A 13,460-nucleotide genomic window follows, 5' to 3' on the forward strand; every position below is an offset into this window, starting at 1 on the left:
TAAAAGAGTATAACCGAATCTATAGTCGATTCTGCTGGAATTTGAAAATCTATGCTCATGTAAAAAATGGTGCTGATGTTTATGTATCTTCAAAAAAATGTTGTGATGATTTGTATTATCAACTGTATGCTGTAGGTCAACTTACACGAAGTTATTACAGCAAAATTATGTCTAAGATTGAAAGAACTTATAATCGATTTAGAGAAGATGGAGTGATTATTGAATTTTAAAATAATAAGATTTATTTTTAATGGGATATGATATAATGTATATAACATTTAAAAAAAGGGGATATTTGAATGAAATATAAAAAGTCAATAGCTTTTTTATCAACTGCTATTTTGTTGGCATTTAGTAGTGTTGTTCATGCTGATTCTGCAAGACAATCTAAGATTAAAGAATTAGATAATCAAAGAAGTGAACTTGCTAAGAAGAATGGTGTTACTAGCTATTTAGGTGATGGTCGTTGGTATTCACTCGTTGAATCTGAGAATAATGTTGATACCTTGAAGAAACAAGTTGAATTCTTGAAAGTGTCATATAGTGAAAAGAATACTATTAAGGTGAGTTCGGAGTATGCTAAGGCTTTGAAAGATTATTTTAATTTAAAGAATAGTGAAAGCGAACGAGATCGAGCAGAAGAAATATTAAAATCCGAAAGCGCAAAGTTAGTATTGCAGAAGAATAACTTTGTAACTGTTGCTTCTGATGAAATAGAAGTTTATGATGTGGACAAACTTCCTAAAGAAGTATTGATTGAATTGAATTATTTTGCCTTTGATATGATAAATCAAGTAAGAAGGCAAATGGGAACTCCTGAATTAACTCTTGCTCAATCGTCCATTGATTTTGCTAGTAAACTTTCTGCTAAGGTAAAGGAAGCTAATAGAGGAATTTCAGATTGGCACTATGTGAAGGGAATTAATGAGGTTGCTAGAGAGTACGGTTTGCCTACTTCTAGTAAGGAAGATGAAGAAAAAGAGTATGGTCATCAATACTATGAGAATAGTGTAGGGTATTCTTCGGTTTCAAAAGAATCTACTAAAGCTGAATTAAAGCGTGCTATCTATGATGGAATTTTAAGATTTCTGTATGATGGCGATGAATTCCTTCATGCTAATTCTATTTCAGGTTTAAATTGGGGTGAACCTAGTAAGGTTGAATATTTTGGATTTTCAATGAATCTATTGAAAGATGGTACAGAAATGAGCTTTATTACGGTTTCTGATGATCAACTTTCAAAATCAACTAAGAAGAATTTTAGTACAACAACCCCTGCTAATACTACAGAAAGTAACAGAAAGTCAATTCTTGGAAAGAAAGAAAAAGAATTGGAATCTGAAAAAGGTAAGCTGGAAAAACTAAATATTTCTTATAAAGAATATGAAAAAATCTCTAAAGAAATAGATAAGTTAAATGAAGAGGAAGAGAAAGAAAAGGAGAGAATAAGAAAAGAGGAACAGAATAAGAAGAATTCTGCTACTACGAAGCCTTCTCAATCGACACAAAAACAGGATAAACCAAAAACGAATGCTCCATCACCGAAACAGGGAAATTCAACTGTTAGTAAGAATGGTTGGTTAAAAGAGAATGGTTCATGGTATTTTTATAATGCTGGAAAACGTTTGACTAATACATGGCAAGGTTCATATTATTTGAAGTCAGACGGTAGAATGGCTGAGAGTGAGTGGGTATTTGATTCATCGTATAAAGCATGGTACTATTTGAATGAGAATGGTATTTATGTTAAAAATAGATGGCTTGGTTCATATTATTTGAAGTCAGATGGAAAGATGGCAGATAAAGACTGGGTTTATGATTCATACTATGGTTCATGGTTCTATTTGAAGGCTGGTGGCGATTATGCTAATTATCAATGGTTGAAGATTGATGGTGTATGGTATTACTTTAAGAGTGGTGGTTATATGGTAAGCAATGCTTGGCAGGGTAGCTACTATCTCAAATCTAGTGGAGCTATGGCTGTGAATGAGTGGATTTATGATAGTTATTGGGGTGGTTGGTATTATTTGAAATCTGATGGCTCTTATGCTCGTAATGAAATTGTTCAAGGTAAGTATCGTGTTGACTATTCTGGGAAATGGGTTTGATTTAGGTAAAAAGTCAGTTTGAAACTGGCTTTTTTTGTTTGTAGAAAAGGAGAAAATATGATTGTAGTTGTTTATAAACGCTCTCGGTCACCATCAAGTGATTGAGAGTTTTAATTTGTTACAAATGTTTTTAGAAAAGGAGATAAATAATTAAATGTCAAAAGGACAAGAATATAAGGCTTATGGTTCAATCCGTAAAATGAAAGTTGGTGGTGCTTGTGGAGTTATCCTTGCACTTGCAATGTTGGGTATGGTAGTTTCTACAGGTTCGGTTTCTGCTGATGAAGTTGTATCTGATAAGACTGTTGCTGTTGAGAAGAAAAGTGAGGTAGATGTTCCTATTTCTCATGATTCTCTTGATAAAGCTGTAAAAGAAGCGAAAGAAGTTGGTGTCAAGGTAGAAGTTGTCGCTGTTCAGGATAAAGGAATTTCAACTTCTGAAACAGTCGCAGAAAAGCAAAAAGAAATTGAAGCTGATTATGTGAAGCAGGAAAAAGAAGTTAAAAAAGCAACTACTGACTACACAAACGCTAAAGCTAACAATGAAGCTGAACGAAAAGTAGTTCAAGCAGAAAATGAGCGTATCTCTAAGGAAAACGCTGAAAAAGAAGCTGCCTACAAAAAAGCTGTAGCAGACCAAGAAGCCTACAACAAACAGGTTGAAAAGGATAATGATGCTCTAAAAGCTGATTATGATAAGAAGTTATCTATTTACAATAAGGAATTAACTGCTTATAATCAGCAGAAAGAAGAACTTGCTAAACAAGGATTGAAAGCTGAAAAACCTAATGTGAAGATTTATGGTGACTATGACGAAAACCAACGTGGTAGTGTAAACTATTATAAGAAATTCACGGCTTCATTTGAAGGTATTGAAGGTTTGTTGAAGGTTAAAGATTATATTGGTTTGCATAGTGATACAACTATTACTGGTAGTCGTACTGATTTAATTAAAAATCCTTCTGGTTATTTTGGTCAAATTTATAACCCTAAGAAGGGAGATTCTTTTACATTACATAATGTAGCTGAAAATGATAAAGGTGAGAAAATTTCTGCACGGTTCACATTTAATGATGTTGAAGCTGAGTGGCAGGAAAATGGAAAGCCATTATCAATTACTAAAATCACGATTCATAAGGAAGATAATAGTGGTTCTATTAATTTTGTTTATGGGAATTTAGTTCAATTTAATACTAAGATTGAGTTTTATCTTGAAAAAGATAATAAGAAAGTTACTCTTGCTATTGTATCTATGTTCAATGATGTTGATTATGGTCAAGAGCTGAATTTGACTTATGAAGATGGTACAGAAGGTATTGTATTGAATCCTGATGGTTCTGATGTGAAGAAGGTTAAGCGTGATGGCAAGGATTTTTATAAGGGTGAATATAAAACTCCTTGGACTTCTGATGTACCTGAATTGGGAGTAAAGGCTGGAGATCTTGGATATGATAATGTAAAAGATGAAGCTGATATTCCTCGTGGTTCTATTTTATCTGTTGGATATGGTTCTACTTTGAATTTTGTTTACCATAATGGTGAAGGAGTTCATTCTTCTAAAAAAGTTGAATTGGAACGGAAATGGGCTTACGATAAGGCAAGAGCTGAAGGGAAAGATTTACCTTCTGATGAAGAAATTTTTAGTGGAAATGGCTGGGCTGTAGGAATTTTTGGTAAGGCAAGTGCTACTGTACCAATTAATGTTTTGAAAAAGCCGCCTGTTAAGCCTGTATTGAAAGAAAAGGACACTAAGGAAATTCCAAAACCAAAATTGGAAAAACCAAAAGAGTTGCCTGAACTTCCAAAAGTGCCTACAGTAAAAGTGAATTATTCACGCTTGCGTGTGAAACCATCAACTCCAAAACCTGTTAAGGCTATTGTTGATACATTTGGACATAATATTGATGGGGCTAATACATTCGATAAGAATGTAAAATTCAGTTTGACTACTGATTATAAGCCTTATTCAACGTTTACTGCTGATTCAAAAGTAGTTGCTAAAACATGGGCTATGGTTGATGATGTTCAAGATGGTGCATATCAAGTAGATGAAAGTAAAATCACTATGAAGGATTCTGCTGGTAAAAATGTTAAGGATTTGTTCAAGATGTATCATGTTCTTTCTGATAAGGAACGTACGCAAGAAATTCAAAACATTTTGAAGGAAGCTGGCTTGAATCCAAAAGGTGAGTTCTATATGTTTGTAGCGAAAGATTCTGCTTCATTCTATAAGAACTATGTAAAACAAGCTAAGAATATCACGATTGATCTTCCTGCACGTTTGCTTGTTAAGAAGGCTGAGTTGGTCAAAAATGACTTTTATCAAGTTGATTATGGAAACAGTTATGTTTCTAACTTGGTAACTGTTCAAATTCCTGATGTGAAGCCTGAAAAACACGCTGTGGATCAAAAGGACGACAAGAAAGTCTTGGACGGCCAAGAAGTACAGATTGGCCAATTTATTCGCTACCTACTTGACGGTGTGACCGTTCCTGGCAAGCACGATACACTCTATCAGTATGATGGAATTGATATGCTTGATCTGAAACATGATAGATATACAGGAAATTGGTCAGGAATTATTCGTGGTACTGAATATGTAGCAGGAAAAGATATTATCTTGCCATATGATGTTATCACGAAAGATGGCAAAGTCATCAAAGCTGGTGACAAGATTGGTAAAGGCTCTGTCTATGCTTTCCAATTCGAGTTTGACCAAAGTACAAATTCTGAGTTCATCAAGAAGATTGTTAAAGTTTCTTGGAATGAAAAAGATGGTAAGTGGGCTTACACTATTGATAAAGAGTTCTTGAACTCTCTAGGTGTTAAAGGTACGTTTGATGCCGATTTCTATATTGAAGTTGAGCGTATCGCAAGTGGAGAAGTTGAGAATACGTTTGTTAATATTGTCAATGGTCAAGAAATGGAAGCGAAAGTCACTACTCATACTCCTGAGCAACCTAAACCACAAGAACCGAAAAAACCATCATTACCGAATACTGGTACAGCTTCTAGTATGCTTGGATTTGTTGGTACTGGTATCTTGTCAATGCTAGGTCTAGTTGGTATGAAGCGTAAGAAAGATTAAGAATGTTGTTTATAGGACGGTAAGTAAACAGGAATTATCGTCCTTTTGTTTTTTTAAAAAGAAAAAATGTAAATAGAAAAGGAAATTAAAAAAATGGCAAAAATTAAAAAACTCCCTGTGGGATTGAATGTGATTGGTACTAAAGTTGTTGTTAGTCCAAAATTTAGTGAAGTAGTAAATGGTTCGTATGATGATTTTGTACCTTTCCGAGAATTTGAGATTTCAGGGGAAAATCAAAGTACGGTAACTATTCGTGTATATGGATTGGCTAATTCTGATGTTCCAAAAACAAGAGGTCTTACATTTGTTAAGTCTGTTTCAGGGCTTAATATGGTGACACGTTTGGTTGGTACAAAAGAAGAGATTCAATTTGAAGCAACTGAATTGCGTTTTGAGAAATAAATTATAGAAAATAGGAGAAAAGAATAATGGCTTTTAGTATTCGTAAATTTAATAATGCAGAAATCCCTGTAAATGCAAAAGAATTGCTTGGTAAACTGGTATTTATCAGTTTTATTGAAAATTTTAAAATGGTAGATGGTTCGCCTGTCGATTATCCAACGCATGCAGAAGTTTTCTCAGATAAAATGCAAGAAATTATTCCAATTAAATTGGAAGAAGGTATCTCTGTAGAAGATATTCCTATGATGTCTGAAGTTGAACTTGTTGGTGATGCCACAATTTGGATTTATGATGATTCATATACAATTTCACGTGGAAATAACAATGTTTCTGAGGTCAAAGGACACGCTTTTGCTTTGCGTGCTGAAAATGTTAAGCGTGTAGGTGCTGGTCAACCAAAACAGGAACAGAAGCATGATCAAAAACCTGAGCAAAAACAGGAACATAAGGGATAATTTCTAAAGGAGAAAAGATATGAGTTTATTTCCAACGTATCGTGGAATTAAGATTAAGCCTTACATGGAAAATCTAAGATACTATATCTTTTCTTTTTTCTTTTTGTTGTTTAGTCCTATACTAGCTTTTTTCGTCTATTCAAATTTTGAGAAAATCAAGAATGTAGATATTTTTTCTATTGTTATATCAGTAGTTATGCTGATGTTGATAATTGGTTTAAGTGTTTATTTGACTTGGTTATCACAAGAAAGAGTATTCTTCTTTCAAAAGATAGAAAGACTTGCTAAACTAGCTTTCTTTCTTAAAGAGAATGGATATACATATACAAAAAAAGTTAAAACTGAATCAGGAACAGTCGATAAGGTTACATTTCCAACGGTTTATTTGAAACAGAATCGTTATGATTTGGAAGTTGCCTTTAAAATGGCTGGAAACAAGTTTCAGGATAAGTTTAAGAAGATTGGTAGTGATTTAGAAACTACTTTCTTCATGGACTTTATGGAAGTTCAGGACGATATTAAGTTTAAGACTTATAAGATGGCTTATTCTGCTTTTTTGAATCGAATTAAGGTAACTGATGTGGAGTATTCTGATAAGGGTATTCAACTGATGAAAAATCTGTATTGGAATCCTATTGATGATCCTCATTTACTTGTTTGTGGTGGTACTGGTGGTGGTAAAACGGTATTACTAAGAACGTTGATTCGTGCTATGGCTAAAGTTGGGGTGACGGATATTTGTGATCCAAAACAAGCAGACTTTGTGACTATGGTAGAACAGAAAGCTTTTGAAGGTCGTATTTCTTATCAGGTCAATGATATTGTTGAAATGATTGAAAGAGCTGTTGGTATCATGTTTGCTCGTTATGCTTATATGCGACAAAAACGTGAAGAAAATGGCGATAAGGATTTACGTAAATTTTATGAGTATGGTCTTGAACCTTATTTCTTGGTTTGCGATGAATACAATGCTTTGTGTGCTATGCTTGATTTTCAAACTAGACAGCGCTTGGATAATGCTATGGGCCAATTCTTACTACTTGGAAGGCAAGCTGGCTGCTTTGCAGTTATAGCTATGCAGAAGCCTTCAAGAGAAGATTTAGGCTCAAAACTACAAGCGAATATCAATTTTAGAATTTCTGTTGGTCGATTGGACGAGGTCGGCTATGACTTAGCCTTTGGGGAAGTCAATAGAAATAAGGAATTTAAGTATGTGAAATATCTTGGTGGTAAACGAGTATATGGTCGTGGATATGCTAGCGTATATGGAGAAGTCGCAAGAGAATTTTATTCACCTTTGTTAGAAAAGGGATTCTCCTTTACTGATGAATATGAGAAGATTGAACGACGAGAAAATCCTTTCAATCCTTTGGAAAATCCGAAAGCTGAATTATCAGAAGAAGAAAAAGAAAATCTTCAAGCTGAAATGGAAGCACAAGAGGAATTGCAAAAAGGGGAAGTTAAAAAGGCTAGTCCTGAATTGATCCAGGAGTTGATGTCTAGTAAACAAAAAGAAAGTGGAAATGATTTAGTAAGAACGTTTGCGTTTTCTAAAGAAATTGGTGTGTCTGCTGGTTCAATGAAGAATTTGGTAGATAAGTTAGATGGTATTTTGAAATTTGAAAAGGAAGATAATGTAGTGTACCTGAATGAGATTCAAAGAATTATCATAAAGGATTTGTTTGAATTGAAACAGAATACAAGTCAAAATTGGAGTGAGATTTTGGAAGATTTTCCTTTTGATGAATATGGTTTTTAGTTAGTTGTGAGGGGATTTCCCCCTCTTTTTTTGGTTACTGTGCTAGTTGGTGCAATCCAGCTTGCTAGTAGCTAGTAGCAGGAGCGAGGAAGCGAGTGCGACGAGCGACTGCGTGTACTAGCGTGTACTAGCAGGCTGGATTGTGCGAATTAACCCCCTATGACTAATAGGGGGGTAGAAGATGTGCGTAGAAGCATAAAGCCTTGATAATACTGACTTTTTGGGCTTAAAAAATGCAACACTATTGAAAAGTAAGGAGAAAAATGGAATTTGAGAATTTAATCAAGGTACAAAAGATGTACGCTTTTTCAGATCAGGAAATGTCTAACTATTTAGAAATAGATAGAGCAACATTGTATAGATGGAAAGAAGCTGGTGAGATTCCTGAGTCTTATGACTCGAAAGTGAATGCGTTGATAGCTTTTAAGGAAGGTGTGCGAGATAGTGGATTTTCCTTGGAAGGAAAAGTTGACTATGTGAAGGTTACGTTTAAAACACAAGATTATATAGAGGTGATAGCTAAAGTATTGTGTCTTCAAAATAAGCCATTTCTTGAAGAAGAAAAGGGTGGTTCAGGATATGATACAAAATATACTTTTCAAAATATCAATCTTTTCATTTCAAAGAAAAGGGAAGATATGGGCTGTATGATTGAGTTAAAAGGTCAAGCATGCAGACAGTATGAGTGGTATTTTGAAAATGAGCAGAATTCAAGCTGGAGGGATTTCTTTATTCGTTGTTTCGAATATGAACGTGCCATTTCACAAGGTGAGGGGAAATTTATGAATATTCCTCGACTTGATATTGCGCTAGATGAAAAATATAAAGAAAATGGAAATTTTGAACTTGGTAGGCTGGTTGACCTTTGGGATAGTGGTTTGGTTGAAAGTCGTTTGACAATGAAGCAGATTGAAGATAATGGTCAATATGGAAAAGCAAAAACGATTTACTTTGGTTCTCGTCAGTCTGCTTATCATTTCTGTTTTTATCAAAAAGATATTGAGCAGGCAAAGAAACTTGGTCTTGATATAGATTTGATTCATTCGTCATTGAAATTCAAAAATCGTTATGAAGTAAGAATGTGTGATGATGTCGCTTTGGACTTTGTTAGAAAATCCTTGAATGAAAAAATTGATATGGCTAGACTTGCTGTTTGGGTGATTAACAGTAAAATAAAAGTCTTTGAAAGAATGGATGGCGATAAGGTTTTGAATCGTGAGTGGTATTCGCTTTTAGGTGAAGTTGATAAGATTGGTTTTTCAACCTCACCTGTAGAAACTGGTTTTTTTGATAAACAGTATAGATGGTTGAATGAAAATGTTTCAGGTGTGACTGCATTGATAAAAAAGTGGGAGAGTATTACTGGCGATAACAAACTAAAGAAGATTCTCTTTGATGGAGAAATAAGTGATAAAAATTGGAAAAAATTGGAGCAAGCGAGGGTAGCTTATGAGAAAAGTCTACAAGAAAGTAGGTACTGATTCTGTAGTAGTAAATAACAGTAATTTGGTATGTTCAACTGATCGTGGGTTAAAATCAATTAGTCATTATTTACCTTCATTTGAAGGGAATGAAAATCTAACAGTTATACCTATAGAATCTGAGCGAATGTTTTTGCCTTATTTTAGGAACTATGTGATTGATTGGCTAAGAATGCCTGATGAAGTGAATGCGATTCTTGATATTAAGAAGAAGGCAGATTGAGAGGTCAGTATATGAAAAATGAGAAGGAAAAACCTGTTGGTAGTTTGTTGACGCAGAAACTTTTAAAAACTGAAGATATTAGTTCAGAAGAAGAGTCTGCATTTTGTGTAGGTCTAGTATTGGCTTCGCTTTTAGTTATACTACTTCTTACTATGCTTATAACACAATGGAGTTTTTTTGATTTATTTGTGTGAGGTTTAGTTATGAGTAAGAAAAAAATCACTGATGAAAAATTGAGAAAGTTAGTTTTTTTAATTCCTGCTCGGTATTTCTATGAAGGGGTTGTGACAAGTGATAAAGCTAGAAATTATCAAGATTATATAGATATTCAATGTCAAACCTATAGAAAGACTAAAAATCGCAAAGATTGGCAAGAGGTAAAAAGGCTTACTAAAGAGTATGAGGAGTTTTTAGCCAATGAAGTAGATATTAAGCGAAAGTTGTTGCTTTTTGGGTTGATGAAACGTGATCAGAAAGAAAGACAAAGTGTGTATTTGTTGCTGGTTAAGAAATATCATTTAGAAAGATGGGTTTGAATTGGTGTAATGGAAAAAGATATTTGTAGAAGATGTGGTTGTAAGTGGAATACAGCTTGCGTTGATGAAAAGTATGGTTGTTGTTGGTGGGTAGATAAAAACAGAACACTATGTAGTCACTGTTTTTATGGATTTAATGATGAACCTTGTCAGACAAAAGTTTATTACCGACCAGGTCATGATTGGATTGAGAGAGATTGGGAATTTGCTCGGGAAATACTGATAAATCCAAAAAGTTATTGGGTTTATGATATAGAACATGATGTGTTGTGTGTGGTTGGTTTAGGAGATCATATTGGAGCTGTTAGATTTATTGTAAGGAACTTTTATGGACTTAATCGCATTTATCGTGAGGAAATTCCTACATGGCAAGAAATTATTGGAAATAATATGATTTTTTATAATGCAAAGGTTAATGATTCAGAGCATTACGCTAGTTGTTTACCAAGGAAGTATAGAAAATGATCTTTTCAGAGAGACTCAAAGAATTACGACTTGAAAAAGATTTATCACAAAAAGAAGTTGCTGATTTAGTCCACGTCAATAGAGTAACTTATACAAATTGGGAGAGAGGTAAAAGAGAGCCTAGCTTTGAAAATCTTGTTAATTTAGCAGATTTACTTGAGGTTTCGTTGGATTCGTTGTTTGGGAGAGAATAGATGAAAGTTAAGAAACGTTCACCAGCTTAGTTGCTGGTTAATGAAAAAAATATAGAGAAAAAAGAGGTATAAAAAAATGGCATTACAAGGAAAAGATAAACAAGTTATTGAATTGTCGAATGAACTTGCTAAAAAATTGAAATCAAAAGAATTTGATTTAGCTTGGAAGCATGCTGGTGAATTGAGTTCGCTTCTTAAAAATGATGAAGAATTGCAACTACCGTATCAGGTTATTGAGTGTATCAAGAAAGACCTTTCTAGTTACTATGCAATGAATAAGGAATTAAATAAGGTAACAACTCGTGCTTTTGCGATTGGCTCTAGCTTTGAGCGTTCAGCTTCAATTTAGTTAAAATGGTGAAGGAAGTCAAGAATGACTTCCTTTTTTGTTTGGAAGGAGAAATAATGAGTATTAAAGTTATTTATGATAGCTATTCTGATGTTTGTAAAGATTATGCTTATGGGAAAAAGTTGCTTGATGAACCTGAAAAGATTATTGATCGTTTAAATGAACATTTTGACGGTGTGGAGTTTGGTCAATTTGATGGTTGCAATCCTGACAATGTGTATATCAATTCTTTTATAGAAGTTGATATACAGGAAGCATTGATTGATTTTGCTGGTATTTTGAATCATGGAGAATATGAACAGTTAGTCAATGAAGATCGTTTGTCTGCTTATGTAGAAGAACATGAAGAAGAAATTGCTAGTCGTCTAGGTGATTCTTATGTCTTTTTAGGTCATGAGGGCGATAGCTGGTACTTTTTGCAATAAAAAGTGGTCGGTGTTGAATATGACTTCAAGAGTGTTGATTAAGAATCCAAAGAATGGAAGGCAGGCTTGGTTTAGCTTGCCTTTATATTTTGGAAAGTTATCTCAAATTGGTTTGACTGGCTCTTATAATGAAGAAATTCAAATTGTTGATTATGAGGGTTCAGCATTTATTGGTTACGGTCTATTTACTGTTGCTGATTTGGAACAGCTGAATAAACAAGTGGAAAGTGGTTAAAGGAGGGAGTAAAGGTTACTTTGTATCAAGATGATAGCGAATATAAGAGTTTTAAGAGAAGGGAATTTTGAATTTCTCTGTGAACTGGATATTATGAAATATAGTCAAGAACAGGTTCTTGAAAGAATGAATGAAAGAGGGATTGATAGAGATAGCTTTTTCATTTGTGGAATTACGGATTGGGAAGTTGATAAAATCATGTCGCTGGACGAAGTTTACTTACTGAAGAAAGCTGTACTGGAGTTGTATGATGGCGACGAGTTCATTGTGAAATTTCAGTTGCAGCATTATGTTCCTGTAACTCAAATTGCGACTACATATTATAGATTTTGTTCTAAAGATGAAGTTAAGACAATGGTTGAGTTGACAAAAGAGTTAGATTATGAATCAGTTATCAATTACTTTTTTAGATGTGGAAGCTGGGTGACGGTATTTCAGGGATTCATAGATCATGGAGAAGTTTTAAATACTTCCCAAGGATTTTATAGAAAGGTTGTTCTTTAATTTTAAAAAAAGGAAGGAAGAAAATTGAGGTAATCTATTTGAAATGATAAGAGGATTTAAAAAAAGAGAAAAAAATCAAGAAAGGTTAAAGAAACTTTCTGATAAGAAAGTATACACTCCTAAGAAAATCAATCAAAAGGGTGCGAATTTAGTTTTTGGCTCTTTATTGATTGGTTTTGTAGTTTTTGTGGGTGCTACTGGAGTTTTATCAATTAAGAATATATCTAAAGTGAAGGAATTTGAAAAGAATCAGATTGCTAAAGTAGATAATAGTGAAATTGATAGACGGTTGGAGCAATTTTTGGATAGTTATGTAAGCTATTATTTCACTTACAAGGCAGGCGAGAAGGATAGTGAAGAAAACGCAAAGCGTTTGAATGAATTCTATGGAACACCGCCTAGTGTTAAAAATCAAGGGCAATCAAAACAAGATATGACTATTGTAAGTGGTCGTTTGCTGATGGCGAAAGATGGAGTTGCAGTTTATGCAGTTACTTATGATACAAAGGTTGATAACAAGGTTCAACGTGTATCAATCGAGTTTTCAATCCCATACGTTGAAAAAGACGGTCGCTATTATGTTGATGGTTTGCCTTGGTTTGCTCCTGTTACGGATTTTAAGAGTCAGGAGATTGACAAAGAAAAACAACTGATTTTGACGGCAAATGATGGTCTGAGTGAAAATGACAGAAAAGATTTGGTTGCCTTTATTGAATTGTTTTTCAAGAATTATACAAGCAGTCAATCGAATCTTGACTTGATCTCAAAAAATATCAAAACAATTGGCGGAGCAACTGTTAAAAGCATTGATTATACCTATTTTGTAAAAGGTAGTGATAAGACACTAGCTTATGTACAAGTTACCTTTGATATTTTGGGTACAAGTCATAGTGAGAATTTTTCTTTCGAGTTGAGGAAAGATAAAGATAGTTATTTTGTAGATAAAATGGAGCATCAGATTCCATTTGATTATGCGAAGAAGGATAAAAAAGAAAATTAAGGAGAATGAGATAAATGAGTTTTTTTCAGTATTTAGTTGATAAGTTAGGTGTTCCTTTGATTGGATTGTTTGTATTTAGTAAAGCGATTCGAGCTTGGAGGGAAGGAAAGACTTGGGGTATTTTTGTATCCATTTTGACCGGTGCTTTAATTTTATGGTTCTTGTTAAGTCCAGAAACTGTATTGAAAGCTCCTGCGACTGTATTTAATAAATTGTTAGAAGTTTTTAAGTAAGCC

17 protein-coding genes are annotated in these 13,460 nt (G+C 33.9%); all 17 read left to right on the forward strand.

Features of this window, described 5'->3' with window-relative positions:
* Positions 1-299: 299 nt before the first annotated feature.
* Positions 300-2,108: an SEC10/PgrA surface exclusion domain-containing protein gene (locus tag Q4443_RS08335; protein WP_303408272.1), complete on the forward strand. Its 1,809-nt coding sequence runs from the start codon at positions 300-302 to the stop codon at positions 2,106-2,108.
* A gap of 154 nt (positions 2,109-2,262) precedes the next feature.
* On the forward strand, positions 2,263-5,196 hold the full coding sequence (locus Q4443_RS08340) for an SspB-related isopeptide-forming adhesin (protein WP_303408273.1): 2,934 nt from the start codon (positions 2,263-2,265) through the stop codon (positions 5,194-5,196).
* Positions 5,197-5,289: 93 nt separating this feature from the next.
* On the forward strand, positions 5,290-5,598 hold the full coding sequence (locus Q4443_RS08345) for a hypothetical protein (RefSeq protein WP_303408274.1): 309 nt from the start codon (positions 5,290-5,292) through the stop codon (positions 5,596-5,598).
* Positions 5,599-5,624: 26 nt separating this feature from the next.
* Positions 5,625-6,053: a hypothetical protein gene (locus tag Q4443_RS08350; protein ID WP_125833941.1), complete on the forward strand. Its 429-nt coding sequence runs from the start codon at positions 5,625-5,627 to the stop codon at positions 6,051-6,053.
* A 19-nt stretch (positions 6,054-6,072) separates the two neighbouring features.
* Positions 6,073-7,812 carry an FtsK/SpoIIIE domain-containing protein gene (locus tag Q4443_RS08355; RefSeq protein WP_303408275.1) on the forward strand — a complete coding sequence of 580 codons (1,740 nt, stop codon included), beginning with the start codon at positions 6,073-6,075 and terminating at the stop codon, positions 7,810-7,812.
* 263 nt (positions 7,813-8,075) lie between these two features.
* The gene (locus Q4443_RS08360; RefSeq protein ID WP_303408276.1) at positions 8,076-9,293 is read left to right on the forward strand and encodes a replication initiation factor domain-containing protein; all 1,218 of its coding nucleotides are present in this window, start codon (positions 8,076-8,078) and stop codon (positions 9,291-9,293) included.
* Complete coding sequence (locus Q4443_RS08365; protein ID WP_303408277.1) at positions 9,262-9,516, forward strand: hypothetical protein; 255 nt, start codon at positions 9,262-9,264, stop codon at positions 9,514-9,516. Before Q4443_RS08360 ends, Q4443_RS08365 begins: the two co-directional genes overlap by 32 nt.
* A gap of 11 nt (positions 9,517-9,527) precedes the next feature.
* Entirely contained in the window at positions 9,528-9,710 is a 183-nt protein-coding gene (locus Q4443_RS08370; protein ID WP_303408278.1) for a hypothetical protein, read from the forward strand.
* A gap of 9 nt (positions 9,711-9,719) precedes the next feature.
* Positions 9,720-10,052 carry a hypothetical protein gene (locus tag Q4443_RS08375; RefSeq protein WP_303408279.1) on the forward strand — a complete coding sequence of 111 codons (333 nt, stop codon included), beginning with the start codon at positions 9,720-9,722 and terminating at the stop codon, positions 10,050-10,052.
* Positions 10,053-10,061: 9 nt separating this feature from the next.
* On the forward strand, positions 10,062-10,517 hold the full coding sequence (locus Q4443_RS08380; RefSeq protein WP_303408280.1) for a hypothetical protein: 456 nt from the start codon (positions 10,062-10,064) through the stop codon (positions 10,515-10,517).
* Positions 10,514-10,711 (forward strand): helix-turn-helix transcriptional regulator, encoded by a 198-nt coding sequence (locus Q4443_RS08385; protein WP_303408281.1) that lies wholly within the window; start codon positions 10,514-10,516, stop codon positions 10,709-10,711. The genes Q4443_RS08380 and Q4443_RS08385 overlap by 4 nt, the downstream gene beginning before the upstream one ends.
* 76 nt (positions 10,712-10,787) lie before the next feature.
* Positions 10,788-11,060, forward strand: a complete 273-nt coding sequence (locus Q4443_RS08390; RefSeq protein ID WP_181187040.1) for a hypothetical protein — start codon at positions 10,788-10,790, stop codon at positions 11,058-11,060.
* A 56-nt stretch (positions 11,061-11,116) separates the two neighbouring features.
* Positions 11,117-11,485 carry a hypothetical protein gene (locus Q4443_RS08395; RefSeq protein WP_125833894.1) on the forward strand — a complete coding sequence of 123 codons (369 nt, stop codon included), beginning with the start codon at positions 11,117-11,119 and terminating at the stop codon, positions 11,483-11,485.
* A 19-nt stretch (positions 11,486-11,504) separates the two neighbouring features.
* A complete protein-coding gene (locus Q4443_RS08400; RefSeq protein WP_303408282.1) occupies positions 11,505-11,720 on the forward strand; it encodes a hypothetical protein in 216 nt (71 codons plus the stop codon).
* A 30-nt stretch (positions 11,721-11,750) separates the two neighbouring features.
* Positions 11,751-12,224 (forward strand): hypothetical protein, encoded by a 474-nt coding sequence (locus tag Q4443_RS08405; RefSeq protein ID WP_303408283.1) that lies wholly within the window; start codon positions 11,751-11,753, stop codon positions 12,222-12,224.
* A gap of 43 nt (positions 12,225-12,267) precedes the next feature.
* The gene (locus Q4443_RS08410; protein ID WP_303408284.1) at positions 12,268-13,224 is read left to right on the forward strand and encodes a conjugal transfer protein; all 957 of its coding nucleotides are present in this window, start codon (positions 12,268-12,270) and stop codon (positions 13,222-13,224) included.
* 14 nt (positions 13,225-13,238) lie between these two features.
* Positions 13,239-13,457: a TcpD family membrane protein gene (locus Q4443_RS08415; RefSeq protein WP_125398233.1), complete on the forward strand. Its 219-nt coding sequence runs from the start codon at positions 13,239-13,241 to the stop codon at positions 13,455-13,457.
* The last annotated feature ends 3 nt before the right edge of the window (positions 13,458-13,460 follow it).

The sequence above is a fragment of the Streptococcus sp. GP0011 genome, from assembly GCF_030546305.1.
Classification (GTDB): Bacteria; Bacillota; Bacilli; order Lactobacillales; family Streptococcaceae; genus Streptococcus.

What these genes read in the sequence shown, in the direction of transcription:
- Q4443_RS08335 (WP_303408272.1), top strand. Translation starts at nt 300, where the DNA reads ATGAAATATAAAAAGTCAATAGCTTTTTTATCAACTGCTATTTTGTTG.
- Q4443_RS08390 (WP_181187040.1), top strand. Translation starts at nt 10,788, where the DNA reads ATGGCATTACAAGGAAAAGATAAACAAGTTATTGAATTGTCGAATGAA.
- Q4443_RS08385 (WP_303408281.1), top strand. Translation starts at nt 10,514, where the DNA reads ATGATCTTTTCAGAGAGACTCAAAGAATTACGACTTGAAAAAGATTTA.
- Q4443_RS08345 (WP_303408274.1), top strand. Translation starts at nt 5,290, where the DNA reads ATGGCAAAAATTAAAAAACTCCCTGTGGGATTGAATGTGATTGGTACT.
- Q4443_RS08370 (WP_303408278.1), top strand. Translation starts at nt 9,528, where the DNA reads ATGAAAAATGAGAAGGAAAAACCTGTTGGTAGTTTGTTGACGCAGAAA.
- Q4443_RS08355 (WP_303408275.1), top strand. Translation starts at nt 6,073, where the DNA reads ATGAGTTTATTTCCAACGTATCGTGGAATTAAGATTAAGCCTTACATG.
- Q4443_RS08340 (WP_303408273.1), top strand. Translation starts at nt 2,263, where the DNA reads ATGTCAAAAGGACAAGAATATAAGGCTTATGGTTCAATCCGTAAAATG.
- Q4443_RS08350 (WP_125833941.1), top strand. Translation starts at nt 5,625, where the DNA reads ATGGCTTTTAGTATTCGTAAATTTAATAATGCAGAAATCCCTGTAAAT.
- Q4443_RS08415 (WP_125398233.1), top strand. Translation starts at nt 13,239, where the DNA reads ATGAGTTTTTTTCAGTATTTAGTTGATAAGTTAGGTGTTCCTTTGATT.
- Q4443_RS08375 (WP_303408279.1), top strand. Translation starts at nt 9,720, where the DNA reads ATGAGTAAGAAAAAAATCACTGATGAAAAATTGAGAAAGTTAGTTTTT.
- Q4443_RS08360 (WP_303408276.1), top strand. Translation starts at nt 8,076, where the DNA reads ATGGAATTTGAGAATTTAATCAAGGTACAAAAGATGTACGCTTTTTCA.
- Q4443_RS08395 (WP_125833894.1), top strand. Translation starts at nt 11,117, where the DNA reads ATGAGTATTAAAGTTATTTATGATAGCTATTCTGATGTTTGTAAAGAT.
- Q4443_RS08400 (WP_303408282.1), top strand. Translation starts at nt 11,505, where the DNA reads ATGACTTCAAGAGTGTTGATTAAGAATCCAAAGAATGGAAGGCAGGCT.
- Q4443_RS08405 (WP_303408283.1), top strand. Translation starts at nt 11,751, where the DNA reads ATGATAGCGAATATAAGAGTTTTAAGAGAAGGGAATTTTGAATTTCTC.
- Q4443_RS08410 (WP_303408284.1), top strand. Translation starts at nt 12,268, where the DNA reads ATGATAAGAGGATTTAAAAAAAGAGAAAAAAATCAAGAAAGGTTAAAG.
- Q4443_RS08380 (WP_303408280.1), top strand. Translation starts at nt 10,062, where the DNA reads ATGGAAAAAGATATTTGTAGAAGATGTGGTTGTAAGTGGAATACAGCT.
- Q4443_RS08365 (WP_303408277.1), top strand. Translation starts at nt 9,262, where the DNA reads ATGAGAAAAGTCTACAAGAAAGTAGGTACTGATTCTGTAGTAGTAAAT.